This window comes from Billgrantia gudaonensis, assembly GCF_900100195.1.
In the GTDB taxonomy this organism is placed as follows: domain Bacteria; phylum Pseudomonadota; class Gammaproteobacteria; order Pseudomonadales; family Halomonadaceae; genus Halomonas; species Halomonas gudaonensis.
This window is the reverse complement of record NZ_FNES01000001.1, coordinates 65,647-84,370: the sequence shown is the minus strand read 5'-3', so window position 1 is coordinate 84,370 and position 18,724 is coordinate 65,647. Positions and strand designations below refer to the sequence as shown.

Genomic DNA, 18,724 nt, shown 5'->3' with positions numbered 1-18,724 from the left:
TATTGATCGGTTCGCGTTGTGACGATGACGTCGGCAGACTCAGACATCCAGCAGCAGACGCGCCGGATCCTCGAGCAGCTCCTTGATGGTGACCAGGAACTGCACTGCGTCCTTGCCGTCGATCATGCGGTGGTCGTAGGAGAGCGCCAGGTACATCATCGGGCGGATCTCGACCTTGCCGTTGACCGCCATGGGGCGCTCCTGAATCTTGTGCATGCCCAGGATGGCAGTCTGCGGCGGATTGAGGATCGGGGTCGACATCAGCGAGCCGAAGATGCCGCCGTTGGTGATGGTGAAGGTGCCACCCTGCATCTCGTCGATGCCGAGCTTTCCGTCGCGGGCCCGCTTGCCGAAATCGACGATGCTCTTCTCGACATCGGCGATCTTCATGCTGTCGGTATCGCGCAGCACCGGTACCACCAGGCCACGATCGGTGGACACGGCCACGCCGATGTCCTGGTAGCCGTGATAGACGATGTCGGTGCCGTCGATGGAGGCGTTGACGTCGGGGAACCGCTTGAGTGCCTCGGAGGCCGCCTTGACGAAGAAGCCCATGAAGCCGAGCTTGGTGTCGTGGGCCTTGAGGAAGGTCTCCTTGTACTGGGCGCGCAGGTCCATTACCGCGCCCATGTCCACCTCGTTGTAGGTGGTGAGCATGGCCGCGGTCTGCTGCGCCTGGACCAGTCGCTTGGCGATGGTCTGGCGCAGGCGGCTCATCGGCACGCGCTTCTCGGGGCGCTCGCCTTCGACCACCGGCGCCGCAGCCGCGGCCTGCTCCAGAGTGCCGGCGGTCTTGGGCTGCTGGGCGACCTTCTTGGCGCTGCCATCCTTCACGGCCTTCTGGACGTCTTCCTTGAGGATGCGTCCCCCCTTGCCGGTGCCCTCGATCTTGTTGACGTCGAGGTCGTGCTCGGCCACCAGCTTGCGCGCCGCCGGCGCCAGGATCTTGTCGCCGGCCGACTCTTCCTCGGCCTCGGCGCTGTCGTCAGCGGTCGCAGCCGACGCCTCGGAGCCGCTGCCCGCACTCTCCCCGCCGGCGCCTTCGGCGAACAGTGCCAACACCGCCTCGGACTCGACCTGACTGCCCTCCTCGGCCTTGATCTCGGTGAGCGCGCCATCGGCCGGCGCCACCACCTCGAGCACCACCTTGTCGGTCTCGATCTCGGCCAGCACGTCATCGCGCTTGACCGCCTCGCCGACCTGCTTGTTCCAACTGGCCACGGTGCCTTCCTGGATCGACTCGGGGAAGCTCGGTGCCTTTACCTCGTGCTGCTTGCCAGCGGCTGCCGGGGCGTCGGCCTTCTTCTCAGCCTTGGCCTCGGCTGGCTCTTCCGCCTTGGCCTCGGATTTCTCGTCATCCTTGCCCCCGCCGGACTTGCCTTCACCGATCTTGCCCAGCACCTGCTCGGAGGCAACGGTCTCGCCCTCTTCGACCGTCACCTCACTGAGGGTGCCGGCCTCGGGCGCCACCACCTCGAGCACCACCTTGTCGGTCTCGATCTCGACGATCAGTTCGTCGCGCTCGACGCTGTCCCCGGGTTTCTTGTGCCAGGCCGCCACGGTGCCTTCGGCGACGGATTCCGGAAAGGTGGGCGCTTTGATATCGGTAGCCATGTCGTTTCCCTTGTGTAATCTCTCTCGTCCCGGTGAAAGGCGTCAAATGGTGAAGGCGTCTTCCACCAGCTGTCGCTGCTGTTCGATGTGCACGGACATGTAGCCGCAGGCCGGAGCCGCGGAGGCGGGACGGCCGGCGAACTTGAGCTCGCCACCCAGACCCTCCTTGAGCATGTCGACCACGGCGCGCATGTGGTGCTGGCTGGGATACCAGGCCCCCTGGTTGAGTGGCTCTTCCTGGCACCACACCACGGTCTCGATGTTGACGTAGGCCTTGAGCGCCTCGAAGAGCTCCTCCTTGGGAAAGGGGTAGAGCTGCTCGACACGCAATATCGCGGTATCGTCGCGCTCGTTGTCCTCGCGCCAGGCGGCCAGTTCGTAATAGACCTTGCCGGCACACAACACCACGCGCTTGACCTTTTCGGCGGCCAGGTTGCCCTGGTCGGACAGTACCGGCTGGAAACTCCCGTTGGCCAGGTCGTCGAGGCTCGAGACCGCCTCCTTGTGGCGCAACAGACTCTTGGGCGACATCACCACCAGTGGCTTGCGCAGCGGGCGGATGACCTGACGGCGCAGCAAGTGGAAGATCTGTGCCGGCGTGGTGGGCACGCAGACCTGCATGTTGTGCTCGGCACACAGCTGCAGGAAGCGCTCCAGGCGCGCCGAAGAATGCTCCGGCCCCTGCCCTTCGTAGCCGTGGGGCAGCAGCATGGTCAGTCCGCACAGGCGCTCCCACTTGGTCTCGCCGGAGGAGATGAACTGATCGACCACCACCTGGGCGCCGTTGAAGAAGTCGCCGAACTGCGCTTCCCAGATCACCAGGTCGTTGGGAGCCGTCGTGGCATAGCCGTACTCGAAACCCAATACCGCCTCCTCGGAGAGGAAGGAGTCATGGATGGTGAAGCGTGGCTGCCCGTCGCTCATGTGCTGCAGCGGCACGTAGGTGGTGCCGTCCTTCTGGTTGTGCACCACGGCATGGCGGTGGGAGAAGGTGCCGCGCCCCACGTCCTGACCGGTGATGCGCACCGGGTGCCCCTCGTCGAGCAGGGTGGCGTAGGCCAGGGTCTCGGCGAACCCCCAGTTGAGGGCCAAACCGCCAGCCTGCATCTTGCGACGATCCTCGTAGATCTTGGCGACCTGACGCTGCACATCGACCCCGTCGGGAATTTCGCACATGCGTGCCGCCAGACGCTGCAGGCGCTTCATCTCGACGGTGGTATCGGCGTGCGCGGTCCATTCATGACCGATATAGGGCGTCCAGTCGACGAACAGCGAGGTATTGGGCTCCTGCACCAGGGCGTTGGCCACGTGATTGCCGGCCATGAGGTCTTCACGGTAGGTCTCGACCATCGCCTTGGCCTGGTCCTCATCGAGCACGCCCTGCTCGACCAGCCGCTGCGCATAGAGGCTGCGTGACGAGGGATGCTGCTTGATCTTGCGGTACATCATCGGCTGGGTGCCGGACGGTTCGTCGGCCTCGTTGTGGCCGCGGCGGCGGTAGCAGACCAGGTCGATGACCACGTCCTTGTGGAACTGCTGGCGGTAGTCCAGCGCCACCTGCGTGGCGTGCAGCACCGCATCCGGATCATCGCCATTCACATGGAAGATCGGCGCCTGCACCATCTTGGCGATGTCGGTGCAGTACTCGGTGGAGCGCGTATCCTGCGGGTGCGAGGTGGTGAAGCCGACCTGGTTGTTGATGACGATGTGCACCGTGCCGCCGGTCTTGTAGGCGCGGGTCTGGGACATCTGGAAGGTTTCCATGACCACGCCCTGACCGGCAAAGGCGGCATCGCCGTGCACGTTGATCGGTAGCACCTTGTCGCCGGCGAGATCGTCGCGCCGGTCCTGACGGGCGCGCACCGAACCTTCGACCACCGGAGCGACGATTTCCAGGTGCGAGGGATTGAAGGCCAGCGCCAGGTGGACTTCGCCGCCCGGCGTCATGACGTTGGAACTGAAGCCCTGGTGATACTTCACGTCGCCCGAGCCACGCTCGATGACCTTCTTGCCATCGAACTCGTCGATCAGCTCGGAAGGGTTCTTGCCGAGGATGTTGACCAGCAGGTTGAGACGGCCGCGGTGGGCCATGCCGATGACCACTTCCTTGGTGCCGTAACCGCCAGCGCGCTGGATCAGCTCGTCCATCATGGGGATGAACGCCTCACCGCCCTCGAGGCCGAAGCGCTTGGTCCCCGGATACTTGGAAGCCAGGTAGTTCTCCAGACCCTCGGCGGCGGTCAGCCGCTCCAGCAGGTGCTTGCGAACCTCGTCACTGTACTTGGGCGCACTGCGCACCGACTCGAAACGCTGCTGCAGCCAGCGCTTCTCTTCGGTATCGACGATGTGCATGATCTCGCAGCCGATGGAGCGACAGTAGGTCTGCTCCAGGGCATCGACGATCTCGCGCAGCGAGGCCTTGTCCATGCCCAGGAAGAACGAGCCGGTCTGGAATTCGGTATCCAGGTCGTCCTTGGTGAGCTGATGAAAGGAGAGGTCGAGATCGGGAATGGGGGTCTGGCTGCGCAGGCCGAGGGGATCGATGTTGGCCTTCTGGTGACCCCGGAATCGATAGGCGTTGATCAGCTGCAGCACCTTGACCTGCTTGCGGTTCTCACCGCTTTCAGCGGCCGGTGCCGCGGTCGTGCGGCGCGCACGAGCCAGCTGATGGAACTGATCGCGGATGGGGCTCAGCGGAACATCCTGAGAAGCGCTGCCATCGGGATTGGGCAGCTGATCGAAGTAGGTTCGCCACTCGTCGGGGACGGAACCGGGGTCGGCGAGGTATTGCTCGTAGAGCGCCTCCACATAGTGAACGTTGCTGCCGCTCACATGGGAGCTGCTCCACATCAACTCCATTATGCCTTGTTGCATCTCTCGGTCACCCTGCACTGATGGGGTGTAGTCGGCGCCGTCACGGCCCAGCCGCGGCGGCCTGGGTAATGCCCTGCCGGAGGGGCGTCTTCATCGCCGGCGTCTCGGGCCATGGGGGCCGAAACCGTGAATGTTGCATGGTCAAGAGCCGGTACCCAGGGCACCGGCTCTCGTCTTGCTGCTCACAGGCCAGCCGCGACAGGTTGTCGCGGCTGGAAAACCGACTGCCATGATAGCAAGCCGGGCGCCACGATTTAAGTGGCATCGGCGAGCAGCATCTCGCGGATCTTGCCGATCGCGCGGGTTGGATTGAGCCCCTTGGGGCATACCGCCACGCAGTTCATGATGCCGCGGCAGCGGAACACGCTGAACGGATCCTCGAGATCCGACAAGCGCTCGCGAGTCGCCGTGTCGCGGGAATCGGCCAGGAAGCGATAGGCCTGCAACAGACCCGCCGGGCCGACGAACTTGTCCGGATTCCACCAGAAGGACGGACAGGCGGTCGAACAGCAGGCGCACAGGATGCACTCGTAGAGGCCGTCGAGCTTGTCGCGCTCCTTGGGGGACTGCAGGCGTTCGATGGCCGGGGCCGGCTCGTCGTTCTGCAGGTAAGGCTGAATGCGCTCGTACTGCTTGTAGAACAGCGCCATGTCGACGACGAGATCACGCACCACCGGCAGCCCCGGCAGCGGGCGCAGGGTGAGCTTGCCGTCCTTGACCACCTCGGAGAGCGACGTGATGCAGGCCAGCCCGTTCTTGCCGTTCATGTTCATGCCGTCGGAGCCGCACACGCCTTCGCGGCAACTGCGACGGTAGGCCAGGGTGGTATCCTCGGCCTTGAGCATTTCCAGGACGTTGAGGACCATGAGGTCGCGGCCCTGGGTGTCCACCTGATACTCCTGCATGTACGGCGCGGAGTCGGTTTCCGGGTTGTAGCGGTAGATGAATACCTGAAGCATGGACATCGTGACTCCCCTCAGTAGGTACGGACTTTCGGCTCGAAGGTATCGACGGTCTTCGGCTTGAAGTTCACGTCGCGCTTGCCGACTTTCTTCTGGGCCGGGAAGTACATGGAATGCTTCAGCCAGTTGACGTCATCACGATCCGGATAGTCGTAGCGAGAGTGCGCACCACGGCTCTCCTTGCGCTCCAGCGCCGCAATGGCAGTAGCCTCGGCCACCTCCATCAGGTTGTCGAGCTCCAGCGCCTCGACTCGCGCCGTATTGAAGGCGCCCGACTTGTCGGCCAGGTGAGCATTCGCGATACGCTCGCGCAGGTCGGCCAGTTGCTTGACCCCTTCCTGCATGTTGTCCTCCTGACGGAAGACGCCGAAGCTGGTCTGCATGATGCCCTGCAGCTCGGCCTTGAGGTCGGCCACGGACTCGCCGCCGCTCGACTCGTTCCAGCGGGTGATGCGCTGCATCGCCGAATCCACGTCCGACTCGGAAGCGTCGAGGTAATCGACGCCCTCGTTGAGGGCGTTCTCGATGAACATGCCCGCAGCGCGGCCGAATACCACCAGGTCGAGCAGCGAGTTGCCGCCCAGGCGGTTGGCGCCGTGCACCGACACGCAGGCCGCCTCACCGCAGGCGAACAGGCCGTTGATGACCTTGTCCTTGCCCTTGGTGTCCTGCATGATCGCCTGGCCATGCACGTTGGTGGGCACCCCGCCCATCATGTAGTGGCAGGTCGGCACCACCGGAATCGGCGCCTCGGTCGGATCGACATGGGCAAAGATCTTGGACAGCTCGCTGATGCCCGGCAGGCGCTTGCCGAGCACTTCCTCGCCCAGATGATCGAGCTTGAGGAAGACGTGGTCGCCGTTTTCGCCGCAGCCACGGCCTTCGAGGATCTCCATGACCATGGAGCGCGCCACCACGTCGCGACCGGCAAGGTCCTTGGCGTTGGGCGCATAGCGCTCCATGAAACGCTCGCCATCCTTGTTGACCAGATAGCCACCCTCGCCGCGGCAGCCCTCGGTCACCAGCACGCCGGCACCATAGATGCCAGTGGGGTGGAACTGCCACATCTCCATGTCCTGCATCGGGAAGCCGGCGCGCAGCGCCATGCCGATGCCGTCACCGGTATTGATCAGGGCATTGGTGGTGGAAGCGTAGATGCGCCCCGCCCCACCGGTGGCGAGCACCGTGGCCTTGGACTTGACGTGCACCACTTCGCCGGTCTCGATGCACATGGCGATGCAGCCCACCACGTCGCCGTTGGCGTTCTTCACCAGGTCGACGGCGAACCACTCGTTGAGGAAGGTGGTGTTGTTCTTCAGGTTGTTCTGGTAGAGCGTATGCAACAAGGCGTGGCCGGTACGGTCTGCCGCCGCGCAGGTACGCGCCGCCTGGCCACCCTTGCCGAAGTCCTTGGACTGGCCGCCGAAGGGGCGCTGGTAAATGCGACCGTTATCGAAACGCGAGAACGGCAGCCCCATGTGCTCGAGCTCGAACACCGCCTTGGGACCTTCGGAACACATGTATTCCGCCGCATCCTGGTCGGTGATGTAGTCGCCGCCCTTGACGGTGTCGTACATGTGCCAGCGCCAGTCGTCGTTGGGGTCGGCGGAGGCGATGGCACAGGTGATGCCGCCCTGAGCGGAGACGGTATGGGAGCGGGTCGGGAAGACCTTGGAGAGCACGGCGGTCTTCTTGCCGGACTTGGCCAGCTCCAGCGCGGCTCGCAGGCCGGAGCCCCCGCCACCGATGATGATGGCGTCGAATGTCAGACTACGCATATTGGACATCTATCAGGCCCCCCACAGCACTTGAATACCCCAGACCAGGAACACGAAAATGGCCAGGATGATGACGATCTGGGCGACGACGCGCACGCCGGTCGACTTGAGATAATCCGTGGTCACGGTCCACAGCCCCACCCAGGCGTGCGCCGCGATGGAGATCAACGCCAGCAGCGTGAAGATACGCATCCAGGTCTGGGCGAAGAGCCCGCTCCAGGTGGCGTAGTCGAGCCCCGGATTGAAGAGCAGATAGAGAACGATGAACAGCGTGTAGAGGGCCAGCACCAGCGCCGAGACGCGCTGAATGAGCCAGTCGGAAAGGCCGCTGCGACCCAGGTTGGTGATGTTGGTTACCATACCCAGACTCCTGCCAGAATGATGAGAACGGCACTCACCACCACGGTGATCTGCGCCTTCTTGACGCCCCCCTCGAGGGTCACGCCGATGTCGGCATCCATCAGCAGGTGCTTGATACCGGCCACGAAATGAAAGGCCAGTGCCGACAGCAATCCCCAAGCGATCAGCTTGGCCAGGACGTTGTTGGCCAGGGCGTCGCTCACGGCGGCGAAGCCGGCGGGCGAGGACAGCGACTTGTCGAAGGCCCAGAAGGCGAAGATGAGACCAATGAAGAGGATGACGCCAGTGATGCGATGGGCGATCGACGTCAAGGCGGGAAGTGGGAAGTGTATCGTGGTGAGGTCTAGGTTGACGGGTCGTTTGCTATTCACGGCTCTATACACACTCTCTTGGCTCGCTTCGGTTGCGGCCTCCGGCTGGCTGGCCGGGGTGAAGCAAGCGGTGGTTTGAGGTAGGGGGCTCGCCGTTGCCGTGACGGGCATGACAACGAGTACCTGCCAGTCGCGCGGTGTGGATTATAGGGACATGAACCCCCAGTGACAAATGAACGACCGATGAACTCGACCATGGTTCAAGCCCATAACCAGGCCGCTCCTCCTGCCGACGGAAGACGTCGAAACCCGGGATGACGCGGCTTCGACGGCGATGGTGCACAGCACCATTTGTTGTACATGAAACTATACCTGGAGCCACGACATGTACAGCTGTGCGGCCACGATGGGCTAATTGACAATCCCGGGAACGCTTCTATAGTGGGCGAACCTTTTTCGCGGGCCAAGCTGTTGACGACCCGAGCAGTTGGAAACACCGTTTGCGAAATAACGAGTTAACGATTTCATTCGATGACGAGAGGAGGCCAGCATGGCTGACAGGAAAGCGACACTGACGGTAGACGGCCTGGACAAGACGATCGAGCTGCCGGTCTACTCAGGCACCCTGGGGCCTGACGTGGTCGATGTGCGCGGCCTCGGCGCCGAAGGCCTGTTCACCTACGACCCCGGCTTCATGGCAACCTCCTCTTGCCAGTCCGCCATCACCTACATCGACGGCGGCCAGGGCGTGCTGCTGCATCGCGGCTACCCCATCGATCAGCTGGCCAAGCAGTCGAATTTCGTCGAGCTCTGCTACCTGCTGCTGTTCGGCGAGCTGCCCGACGACGCTCAATATGCCGATTTCGAGTCGCGGATCACCAACCACACCATGGTCCACGACCAGATCAACAACTTCTTCAAGGGCTTCCGTCGCGACGCCCACCCGATGTCGATTCTATGCGGCGTGATCGGCGGGCTGGCCGCCTTCTATCACGACCACCTGGACATCAACGTCGAGCAAGACCGCATCATCAGCGCCATCCGCCTGATCGCCAAGATGCCGACCATCGCGGCGATGTCCTACAAGTACAACATCGGCCAGCCGTTCAACTATCCGCGCAACGACCTGAGCTATGCAGAGAACTTCCTCTACATGATGTTCAGCAACCCCTGCGAGGAATACAAGATCAACCCGGTCTACGCCAAGGCCATGGACCGCATCTTCATGCTCCATGCGGATCACGAGCAGAACGCCTCCACCTCCACGGTGCGCCTGGCGGGATCCACCGGCGCCAATCCGTTCGCCTGCATCAGCGCCGGCATCGCCGCGCTATGGGGCCCGGCCCACGGCGGCGCCAACGAGGCGGTACTCAAGATGCTCGACGAGATCGGCGACGACTCGGAGGAGAACATTCAGCGCTTCGTCGACCGCGCCAAGGACAAGGATGACCCCTTCAAGCTGATGGGCTTCGGCCACCGCGTCTACCGCAACTTCGACCCGCGCGCCAAGGTGATGAAGGAGACCTGCGACGAGGTGCTGGCCGAACTCGGCATCGACGACCCTCAGCTCAAGATCGCCAAGCGCCTGGAGCAGATCGCTCTGGAAGACGACTACTTCATCGAGCGCAAGCTCTATCCCAACGTCGATTTCTATTCCGGCATCATTCTCAAGGCCATGGGCATCCCCACCAACATGTTCACGGTCATCTTCGCCGTGTCGCGCACCATCGGCTGGATCTCCCATTGGCACGAGATGCTCAGCGACAGTTACAAGATCGGTCGCCCGCGTCAGCTCTATACGGGACACGACCAGCGCGACTATCCTGCCAGGTAAGCCGGCAGGCAGGCGGCCGAACCGCCACGCACGCAGAAAGCCGCCTCCGGGCGGCTTTCTGCGTTCGACTTCATGACATCGCATCGACAACAACCAAGGAACCTCACGATGAACCAAGAGATATCCACCGTTGCCTTCATCGGCCTGGGCGTGATGGGCTACCCAATGGCCGGTCACCTGGCCAGAGCCGGCCTTGCCGTACGTGTCTACAACCGCACCGCCGCCAAGGCCGAGGCTTGGGTGGGCGAGTACGGTGGCAGCCACCACGCCACGCCGCGTGACGCCGCCGCAGGCGCCGAGCTCGTGCTGGTGTGCGTGGGCAACGATGACGACGTTCGCCAGGTCACCACCGGCGAAAACGGCGCTCTCTCCGGCATGAGTTCGGGCAGCCTGCTGGTGGATCACACCACGGCTTCTGCCGACCTGGCCGAAGAGCTCGATGCCGCCTGTCGCGAACGAGACATCGGTTTCATCGACGCCCCGGTCTCCGGCGGCCAGCAGGGTGCCGAGAACGGCGCGCTCACCATCATGTGCGGCGGCAGCGAAGCCGACTTCGCCCGCGCCGAGCCCGTACTCTCTCGCTACGGACGGGCCGTCACCTTGATGGGGGCCGTCGGCAGCGGACAGTTGACCAAGATGGTCAACCAGATCTGCATCGCCGGCCTGGTTCAGGGACTTGCCGAGGGATTGCATTTTGCCGAACAGGCGGGCCTCGACCAGCAGCGTGTCGTTGACGTGATTTCACAGGGCGCCGCCGGCTCCTGGCAGATGCAGAACCGCCACAAAACCATGATCGCCGACGAATACGAACATGGCTTTGCAGTGAACTGGATGCGCAAGGATCTAGGCATCTGCCTCGAACAGGCACGGCGCCTCCAGGCACGCCTGCCGGTCACTGCCCTGGTGGACCAGTTCTATGGCGACGTCCAGATCATGGGCGGCGGTCGCTGGGACACCTCTTCGCTGCTGAGGCGGCTGCGTGCGCTGGGCACTCGCTGAGCCGCACTTCCGGGCGTTGCCACGGCGGTGACGCCCGCTCCCTCCCAGGTACCAGAAAACTCATCTTGCACGCTTGACAAACCACCGACCGACACCATCAGAACCCTCCTCATCCACGGGTCTCGGCGTTTTCCACACATTCTGTGGATAAGCCTGTTCACAACCACTCGAAAAGGTCGCAGAATCGCCATGGGTAGCGGGCTGCCCTTAAATTGATTACTTTTTAATCAAGGGTAACGCATTGAATAAAAAGGGTTTTTCTCAAAACCCCCGCAAAACGGCAAGTTACGCCCAGCCTGTCGCCAACGGCATTGCGAAGAGCGACAACGTGGACAAGTCAAGCCCCAAACACCATAGGTGCAGCGCTTCAATGCCATTTTCACGCAAGGGAAGTGACGGCTCGGCAATACCGGCGAGCAGCCAATGAAAAGACGCCATCAGGCATCCTGAGAGCGCAGGCGAGGAGCCAGCGTCGTCATCGAAGTGGCGTCCCATAGGGGGTTCGAACCCCTGTTACCGCCGTGAAAGGGCGGTGTCCTAGACCACTAGACGAATGGGACGCATCGATCGCAAGAGGATGGTGGAGCCTAGCGGGATCGAACCGCTGACCTCGACACTGCCAGTGTCGCGCTCTCCCAGCTGAGCTAAGGCCCCGAACTCGCGAAGACGGAGCGTAGGTTACTGATTCGCCCCGCCTTCGTCAAGTCGAAAATCGGCTTCGGGCTTCGAGCTGCGGGCTGCGGGCTGCGGGCTGCGGGCTGCGGGCTGCGGGCTGCGGGCTGCGGGCTGCGGGCTGCGGGCTGCGGGCTGCGGGCTGCGGGCTGCGGGCTGCGGGCTGCGGCAGCCTAATGCACCGACGCTGCCATCTTGCAACTTCCTGCTCGTAGCCCACGGCCCACGGCTTACAGCTCCCGGAATTCCTTCTCGAAGCGTTTGGCCTGCTTCTTGGAGACGCCACCGAGGACCTCGATGGCATGGCGCAGACGCGCCCGCGTCATGTCGGAACCGATAATCGCCATGGCGTCCATCACCGAGGTGCTCGAAGACGAGCCGGTAATGGCAATGAACACCGGCGCCAGGAAGGCTTTCATCTTGAGATCGAAATGCGCCGAGAGCGCCTTGACCTCGCCGAGCAGCGCCTCCTTGTTCCACGCCGGGACGCTTTCGAAACGCCACACCAGGAACTGCAGCAGCTTGACCAGATCCTCGCGCCCCAGTTTGACGCCGTCGAAATCGCGCTCCTCGATGGCCGGCAGGCCGGAGAAGAAATGCCCGGCAAGCGGTGCCACCTCGGAGAGCGTCTCCACCCGCGTACGCACCTGTGGCAGGATCTGCGATACGTACTCTTCGTTGAATGCCCAGGCCATCAGCGCCTTGAGGAAGGCGGCATCGTCGAGGTCTTCGCGAATGTACAGGCCGTTGAGCCAGGTGAGCTTGTCGAGGTCGAACACCGGCCCGCCCAGCGACACCCGCTGGATGTCGAAGTGTGCCATCATCTCGTCGAGACTGAACTTCTCGCGTTCATCGGGCATCGACCAGCCCATGCGCCCCAGATAGTTGGTCACGGCCTGCGGCAGATAGCCCATGCGCCGATAGTAGTTGATCGAAGTCGGATTCTTGCGCTTGGAGAGCTTCGACTTGTCGGGGTTGCGCAGCAACGGCATGTGGCACAGCGCTGGCATCTCCCAGCCGAAGTACTCGTAGAGAAGCTGGTGCTTGGGCGCCGAGTTGATCCACTCTTCGCCGCGCAGCACATGGGTGATGCCCATCAGATGATCGTCGACCACGTTGGCCAGATGATAAGTGGGCATGCCATCGGACTTGAGCAGTACCTGGGCGTCCACCTGGGCCCAGTCGACCTCGATGGGGCCGCGCAGCATGTCGTCGATGACGCAGGTCCCGCTGGCCGGCACCTTCATGCGCACCACGTGGGGCCAGCCCTCGCGCTCGCGTCGCGCCTGCTCCTCATCGGGCAGGGCGAGGTCGGATGGTTTCAAGGCCAGGTGCATGCCTGCCGCCTTGCGCGCCTCGCGTAGCTCGTCCAGTTCCTCTGCGGTTCGATAGCAGCGAAAGGCGTGCCCCGCGTCGATCAGTTGACGTGCATATTCAGCGTAGATATCGCCGCGCTCGCTCTGACGATAGGGGCCGTGGGGACCGCCCACATCCGGACCCTCATCCCACTCCAGGCCGAGCCAGCGCAGCGAGTCCAGAATCATCCGTTCGGATTCAGCGGTGGAGCGCACTCGATCGGTATCCTCGATGCGCAGAATGAACTGGCCACCGTGCTGGCGAGCGAAGCAGAGGTTGAACAGGGCGATATAGGCGGTCCCGACGTGGGGGTCGCCGGTGGGAGACGGCGCGATGCGAGTGCGTACGGTCATGTCGTCCTTGGTCCAATCGGTGGAGTGAGACCCTGAAACCAGGGAGGTAGGCGCATTATACGCACCTGACCGGCAAGCGGCAGCCGCTATGGGGAATCATCCTCGGTAACAGGAGTCCATGATGGGCGATGAAAGACTTGCTACATGCCTCCGTGAGTCGACGCTTCCCAATCGCTAACGCACCTCGCCGGAAGCGATGGCGAAGCACCCGGGTAACGCTCGTGAAAAAAGGTTGTCTCAACGTTGAGGCGTCAAATTTGCACAACACAGCGCGATCACCGACGATCATTTTTCCCTATTACCACTTGCTGGCAGGAAGATGAGATGGAAGCATTGGGCCCACGTATCAAGCAGTTACGGCAGCATGCCAACCTCAACAAGGCCGCATTAGCGCGCAAGGTCGGGGTTTCCGATGTAACGATCTCCTACTGGGAGTCAGGTGCCATCAAACAGATCGGGCATGAGCGGCTGGTGGCACTGGCAGAGGCCTTGCAATGCCCTCTCAGCCAACTGCTGGAAGGCGACGACACTAGCCGCGCCACCCCGCTCTACCTGCATGGCAAGCCCCCCGCTCCCTGGCTCGCCCCCTCGGCCAACCGAATCACACTGCCCGCGGAGCTGGTTGCCGGTGACGAATGGCAAGACGACTGCTACCTCATAACCCCTGCCCCCGGCGAACGCTTCGATTTCCTGGCCCCCGGGGACCTCGCCGCCATCAGCCCGGCCGATGCCTTCGACCGGGCCGGACGCTACCTCATCGAAGATGACAGAAAGCTGACCATCGCCTACCTGGAACGCAACAGCCAGGGCGAGCTGCAGCGCCACGGCGAGGCTGCCGACGAGACCGGGTCCTCATCCATGGACGGTACGCAGCGAGTCGTGGGAAAAGTGCTGGCTCGCTGGCGACGCGAACGGCTCTGAACCCGCTTCATTCGACTTCCAGCACTTCGACTTGATCCGTGGCACGACGCGGCTCACTGCCAATCAGGTAGCGCTTCGAATAGCTGATGACTTGCCCCAGCCCATGGCGTGAAGTCACCACTAACGGGCCGCTGAGATGCTCGCCTTCTTCGCCGATCCTGGCGCGGACTTCTTCGGGCTGTGCATCGGCCTCTGTGAGGGTGACGCGGAGGATATAGCCACCATCGGGCAAGCCACTCCCGGGTCCAAAAGGTCCGGCCACGAAGCGCCCTTTCTCGACGGCGGTGCGCGAGCGCCAGCGCACGCCACTCAACTCGCGCTCGATCATGACCTGCAGCCGAGACCCCTCGGGCAGGTTGCTCTCGCCTTCCACCATCAACCTTCGATCGCCACGCAACGTGGTCGTGACCTCGATGCGAGCCGGTTCGGTAAAGGGCTCTACCGTCGGTTGTTCATCGTCCGACGTGCTCTCCGATCGACCGGTATCGGCCTCAGGTTGGGCCACGCCACCCACGCGCTCCCCCTCGGTTGCCGAACCGTCCTCTCCGCCGCCACAGCCTGCCAGCCATAGCAGCAGCGTGACGATGCTCACCAACGCCCTTGCCTTCATGCCGACCCTCCGGCCTCAATGGTAAACGTCAAGGCTAACACCCTGCTCCACCACAGACACCCAACACACTCGAACCGTGCACGACCGACGCAGCGCCGAGAAGCTCCGCGCCCAGGGCAGCGTTACCCGCGCCGTGTATGTCTTCCTCGAGACCAACCGCCACCGGCCGGATCTCCCCAGTACTGCCCCAGCGCCATCGTCGAGCTGCCCGAGCCCACCGACGACAGCCGGCCGATCCTCGCCGCCGCCAGCCAGGCACTGCATGCCATCTACCGCCCCCACTACCGGTTCATGAGAGCCGGCGTCATGCTCATCGACCTGCTAGACGCCAACCGCGCACAGCTCTTGCTGCTGAATACCGCCGAGCAGCAGGCTCAACGCGACCAAGGCCACCGTTGATGGCAGCCCTGGACGAGATCGACCAGAAGATGGGGCGCGGCACCGTCACCCTCGGCCAGCCCAGCAACCATGCCGCCTGGCACCTGGCACCTGGCACTGCACACACCGGACGCCGCGCGACACCACGCGGTGGAGCGAAATCCCCAGCACCAATACCTATTGGCCGGTATCGGCGTATCCGCACAGGGAATGTAAGGCATCGCCTACATCTGAGGGAGCACTCCCCTTCTAGGCTTTCCCGACTGGCAGGAGGCCTAGCGATGAAAGACATCGAGCTGATCCCGGATCCAATCGATGGTTGGATAATGATGTGCCCGTGTGGCGCCACAGAAATCCGCACGCGGAAATGCACTCGATGGGAGACGTTCGAGCTACACGCGCTGGAGCTCAACCGCTATCGCATCACCTGCAAGACCTGCGGCAACGCCACCGAGAAACGGTCGCTGGACAGTAAAATCGGCGTGACCAGCGCCACGCCGTCCTGATTGGGCCGGTTCAGCAAGCACGCCGCCTGGCACCTGCGCTGCGCGCACCGCACCCCCAGATACACCACGCGGTGGAAAGAGATCCCTGCAGTTGAGGCCGGCCAGAAACAACAATGCCCCGGTAAGGACCGAGGCGCATAGAAGGCGAGAAGGAAGGAAGAATCAGCCGCCTGCAAAGCAGATGATGGCAAAAACCAAAGCCGCCACCGTGATGATGGTGACAACATTCCACTTGATGATGCTCGCTTCGGTCTTGGCAAGCGCCCCCTTAGTGGCCATCGTCTCGCGGATGACGTGCACCTCTTGTTCCAAGTGCGTCAAGCGCTGTTCCATATCGGTGGCTCCCCGCCAATATTGCGGTTTGGCATACGATAAACCTCTTCCCTGCTAGCTATTCTAGCCCTCTTCATTCATGAATGCCGACACATCGATATTGCGGATAAGCAAAAAGGGAACACCATGCAGCACAGAACGATCGATACCTAGCCTAAGTGTCGCAAGCAGCATAACCTCACGACCGATTCCATCAGGATTTCGGCACTGCCACAGTCGAGGAATCTACGCCAAGCAATGAAGAGATGAGGCCAGGCAAATTCCAGGTCGCCCAGGCCAGTAACCCATAGGCAACAGCTGCAATGAACAATGCCACATAGAACGTCTCTCGACGCTTTCTGATGGGCTCAAGGAATCGGTTCTGTTTATCGTCCTGCGAAGAGTAATGCTGTAGTACATCGAGCCATGTCTCACTCTCCTTGCTAGCGAGGGTAACATCGCGCAGGTGCGCAATCGCCTGAAAGGTGAAAGACAACACCAGGAAACCCGCCAACACCTTGACCAGTAGGGCCAGCTCATTGCTTTCCAATAGCGCCTTAAAGTTCTGACGATCGAACCTCGCAATGAACGAGAAAGCGATGAACACCAGCATACCGAGCGCGTCGCGGGTGAGTGTATTGACGAGATCCCGGACCTTGGCCGCGTATAGATCAGCCTGAGCCTTCATGTCCTTCATCAGCTCGCGGACTTCCTTGTGATAGGCATCCTTACGATCGAGAATCACGAAAGCGTAGCTGTCACGCGCTTGGTGTAACGCAGCTTCGATATGGTCTTCCATTCCTGACAATAGCGACTGATCGCGTTCGATATCGATCGAAAGCCGGTCCATCAGCAACCCAAGCCGCGTCTCAGGCCGCTCCTTATACACCCAGGAAACCGCCTCAATTAACCGTTGCAGCGTATCGGAGTCCAATTCCTGGTTGGCGTCGAATAGTGGCAAAGAAATCCGCTTGGTGCCCTGCAGCGTGGCTTCGTAGGAACCATCGACACACCGCAGTTCCTGGACGAGGCAGGCGGACAATACTCCCGCGCTCAATGTAACCAAGGGCGCCACCTCAGGACTGCCGAGATTTCCCCAGGTTAGAGCATAGATATTGGGGCAAACCCGCAGCGCTTTGGTTGCATTGGTATGTATCAACCCATGGACCTGAGCGGATTCTGGCAGGGCTACATCATCATTTTGCGGAGGTAAACCCTCAGCCGGCAGCACCCATAGCAACGGGCCACCTACGCCTTGTGAAAGCCCATTGACCCGAATCGTTGTCGGGTTGGCCAAATCGGGAATATTGCCAGTAGGATGCAGGAAAGGGTCCCAGGCTTTGAGCCATTGATGGAAACCATCCACGCTGAAAAACACCAACGTGGTTTCGTCCTCCCTCGCCTGTAAAAGTTTAGCAATGGGCGTCTTTCCCAGAACTAGACGCCAAGGGCTATCATCGAAACATTCACCCGAAAGGTCATCGGCATCGATCCTCTCGTTGGTATCAGCCGCCCATATCGTTGGCGGTGATATTTCCAACTGATCGACAAGCGCTAAGGTATGAGATAGCTTCGCTCGAACCGACTCGTTCAGCGAACCACCTTCCATAATCAAGCGAAAGCTCTCTTCAATCGCCTGCGAAGCATGCGAGTGTAGCTTCTCAATGGCCTGCAGCAGATCCACAACAGTGGCCATGGCAACTAGCCTTTCGGTATCAGCTGATGAGTTTCAATAGTAACTCGTGACCTTCCGCCATCCAAATGCTCAATCAGCATACCTACTTGCTCAGGAGTGCCTTCATAGGTGATCGTGACGCCTTCGGAGGTTTCATAAATTTGCTTGCGCTGCGCCTTGGGAAGGGAATCGGGGCGCGACCGGAAGGTTTGTCCCGCTATTCCAGCCTCGGCCAGGGAGTCGCGAAGAGACCGCACATGCTCGGCCTTCTTTTCAGGGTTCTCATTCCGCACCACTGTGTCCAAGAACGCATCCGTATCGAAGGTATCATGGTCATTGAGGTAGTTGAGAGCTCGCCCTCGATACGTGTTCACGTCTTCACCAGGAGGTAGCTGATCTTGGGGTATTTCCTTTGCCCATTTCCGTACCGCTTGATAAGCCGACCTCGTCAGCGCCGAATCTTGCTGACGCTCGATCACCCCAAGGAAAGCTTGATAATAGTCGCCCAACACCGGTTTCTTTACCCGGTCGAAGGCCAGCACATTCCAAGCAAACCGATTGGAAACATCGATCAAGGCGCTCTTCTGTATTGCTCGCTTGTTTTCGTTCAGAGCATTCGGAACCTGATCGACAATCGCGACACGCCGGCCGTCAATATCCTCATATCTGTAGATGAAGGACTCCTGCTGATCCATCTTCACCAGAAATACAAGTTGCTGCCAGTCATGCGCGCTGGCTAAATATTGCACCACAGAGATGATGAAAATGCCTGCCGACATATTTCCGCGGTGTAGGCGCGCGAACTCCTGCGTCATATTGTAGGAAAGCTCTACGAACCCTGCTCGATCATTAACCAATCGTTGACTTTGTTCTTGAATATTCGGAACGTCGGGGTTGAATATGTATTGAGTACCTTCAGCGATATCCCGTAGGCGGTCGAGAAAGAACGATCTCTGCCTGTCCTGCAACTGTACTTCATCGAGCTTTATGACCCTCCCCGGAGCCTCGGGATCGATGATGTGAAAGATAAAGTCGACGACCTCCAGGGTATCGCGCTGCCCCTGCCTAAGAACGCCTTCCAATGGTTGCCCTGCCATGTGTACTCCCCTTATTTATTGTTACCTGCGACGCTTCATCATCGCACCTCGTCAATTGCGAGGTTTCGCTACATGCTCTGGCTACCTCCGCCGCACTCCCTAAGAAGTCGAC

At 61.4% G+C, this 18,724-nt stretch carries 16 protein-coding genes, 2 tRNA genes and 1 pseudogene; 6 read left to right on the top strand and 13 right to left on the bottom strand.

What is annotated here, in order from left to right; genetic code table 11:
• Positions 1 to 39 precede the first annotated feature (39 nt).
• The 6 genes from odhB to sdhC form a co-directional block, all read right to left on the bottom strand.
• Entirely contained in the window at positions 40 to 1,614 is a 1,575-nt protein-coding gene (gene odhB, locus BLP96_RS00395) for a 2-oxoglutarate dehydrogenase complex dihydrolipoyllysine-residue succinyltransferase (RefSeq protein ID WP_089681963.1), read from the bottom strand.
• Between the two features lie 42 nt (positions 1,615 to 1,656).
• Complete coding sequence (locus tag BLP96_RS00390; RefSeq protein WP_089681961.1) at positions 1,657 to 4,488, bottom strand: 2-oxoglutarate dehydrogenase E1 component; 2,832 nt, start codon at positions 4,486 to 4,488, stop codon at positions 1,657 to 1,659.
• A 254-nt stretch (positions 4,489 to 4,742) separates the two neighbouring features.
• On the bottom strand, positions 4,743 to 5,453 hold the full coding sequence (locus BLP96_RS00385) for a succinate dehydrogenase iron-sulfur subunit (RefSeq protein ID WP_089681959.1): 711 nt from the start codon (positions 5,451 to 5,453) through the stop codon (positions 4,743 to 4,745).
• Between the two features lie 11 nt (positions 5,454 to 5,464).
• Complete coding sequence (gene sdhA / locus BLP96_RS00380; protein WP_089681957.1) at positions 5,465 to 7,237, bottom strand: succinate dehydrogenase flavoprotein subunit; 1,773 nt, start codon at positions 7,235 to 7,237, stop codon at positions 5,465 to 5,467.
• A 3-nt stretch (positions 7,238 to 7,240) separates the two neighbouring features.
• Positions 7,241 to 7,588 carry a succinate dehydrogenase, hydrophobic membrane anchor protein gene (sdhD, locus tag BLP96_RS00375; protein WP_089681956.1) on the bottom strand — a complete coding sequence of 116 codons (348 nt, stop codon included), beginning with the start codon at positions 7,586 to 7,588 and terminating at the stop codon, positions 7,241 to 7,243.
• Positions 7,582 to 7,959, bottom strand: coding sequence for a succinate dehydrogenase, cytochrome b556 subunit (gene sdhC, locus BLP96_RS00370; RefSeq protein ID WP_218118559.1), 378 nt, complete (start codon positions 7,957 to 7,959; stop codon positions 7,582 to 7,584). The genes sdhD and sdhC overlap by 7 nt, the downstream gene beginning before the upstream one ends.
• Positions 7,960 to 8,449: 490 nt before the next feature.
• On the opposite strand from sdhC, the gene gltA reads away from it, so the two are divergent.
• Positions 8,450 to 9,733, top strand: coding sequence for a citrate synthase (gene gltA / locus BLP96_RS00365; RefSeq protein WP_089681952.1), 1,284 nt, complete (start codon positions 8,450 to 8,452; stop codon positions 9,731 to 9,733).
• 108 nt (positions 9,734 to 9,841) lie between these two features.
• Complete coding sequence (locus BLP96_RS00360) at positions 9,842 to 10,732, top strand: NAD(P)-dependent oxidoreductase (RefSeq protein ID WP_176761414.1); 891 nt, start codon at positions 9,842 to 9,844, stop codon at positions 10,730 to 10,732.
• A 484-nt stretch (positions 10,733 to 11,216) separates the two neighbouring features.
• Here BLP96_RS00360 and BLP96_RS00355 read toward each other — a convergent pair.
• The 3 genes from BLP96_RS00355 to gltX form a co-directional block, all read right to left on the bottom strand.
• Positions 11,217 to 11,292 (bottom strand) — tRNA-Glu (locus tag BLP96_RS00355).
• 18 nt (positions 11,293 to 11,310) lie between these two features.
• Positions 11,311 to 11,386 (bottom strand) — tRNA-Ala (locus BLP96_RS00350).
• A 248-nt stretch (positions 11,387 to 11,634) separates the two neighbouring features.
• On the bottom strand, positions 11,635 to 13,113 hold the full coding sequence (gene gltX / locus BLP96_RS00345; RefSeq protein WP_089681950.1) for a glutamate--tRNA ligase: 1,479 nt from the start codon (positions 13,111 to 13,113) through the stop codon (positions 11,635 to 11,637).
• Between the two features lie 324 nt (positions 13,114 to 13,437).
• On the opposite strand from gltX, the gene BLP96_RS20285 reads away from it, so the two are divergent.
• Positions 13,438 to 14,034: a helix-turn-helix domain-containing protein gene (locus BLP96_RS20285; protein ID WP_245682109.1), complete on the top strand. Its 597-nt coding sequence runs from the start codon at positions 13,438 to 13,440 to the stop codon at positions 14,032 to 14,034.
• Between the two features lie 7 nt (positions 14,035 to 14,041).
• On the opposite strand, the gene BLP96_RS00335 is transcribed toward BLP96_RS20285, so the two are convergent.
• Positions 14,042 to 14,626, bottom strand: a complete 585-nt coding sequence (locus BLP96_RS00335) for a hypothetical protein (protein WP_245682108.1) — start codon at positions 14,624 to 14,626, stop codon at positions 14,042 to 14,044.
• Positions 14,627 to 14,662: 36 nt separating this feature from the next.
• Between BLP96_RS00335 and BLP96_RS20520 the strand changes: the two are divergent.
• From BLP96_RS20520 to BLP96_RS20550, 3 genes and pseudogenes are all read left to right on the top strand, one after another.
• Positions 14,663 to 14,929: pseudogene (locus tag BLP96_RS20520) on the top strand (hypothetical protein); the annotation flags it as partial.
• 374 nt (positions 14,930 to 15,303) lie between these two features.
• The gene (locus BLP96_RS00330; protein ID WP_089681946.1) at positions 15,304 to 15,528 is read left to right on the top strand and encodes a hypothetical protein; all 225 of its coding nucleotides are present in this window, start codon (positions 15,304 to 15,306) and stop codon (positions 15,526 to 15,528) included.
• Entirely contained in the window at positions 15,529 to 15,669 is a 141-nt protein-coding gene (locus BLP96_RS20550; RefSeq protein WP_089681943.1) for a DUF4113 domain-containing protein, read from the top strand.
• A 21-nt stretch (positions 15,670 to 15,690) separates the two neighbouring features.
• On the opposite strand, the gene BLP96_RS20035 is transcribed toward BLP96_RS20550, so the two are convergent.
• The 3 genes from BLP96_RS20035 to BLP96_RS00315 form a co-directional block, all read right to left on the bottom strand.
• On the bottom strand, positions 15,691 to 15,861 hold the full coding sequence (locus tag BLP96_RS20035) for a hypothetical protein (RefSeq protein ID WP_176761413.1): 171 nt from the start codon (positions 15,859 to 15,861) through the stop codon (positions 15,691 to 15,693).
• A 193-nt stretch (positions 15,862 to 16,054) separates the two neighbouring features.
• Positions 16,055 to 17,536, bottom strand: coding sequence for a hypothetical protein (locus BLP96_RS00320; RefSeq protein ID WP_089681941.1), 1,482 nt, complete (start codon positions 17,534 to 17,536; stop codon positions 16,055 to 16,057).
• A 5-nt stretch (positions 17,537 to 17,541) separates the two neighbouring features.
• The gene (locus BLP96_RS00315) at positions 17,542 to 18,612 is read right to left on the bottom strand and encodes a nucleoid-associated protein (RefSeq protein WP_089681939.1); all 1,071 of its coding nucleotides are present in this window, start codon (positions 18,610 to 18,612) and stop codon (positions 17,542 to 17,544) included.
• Positions 18,613 to 18,724 lie beyond the last annotated feature (112 nt).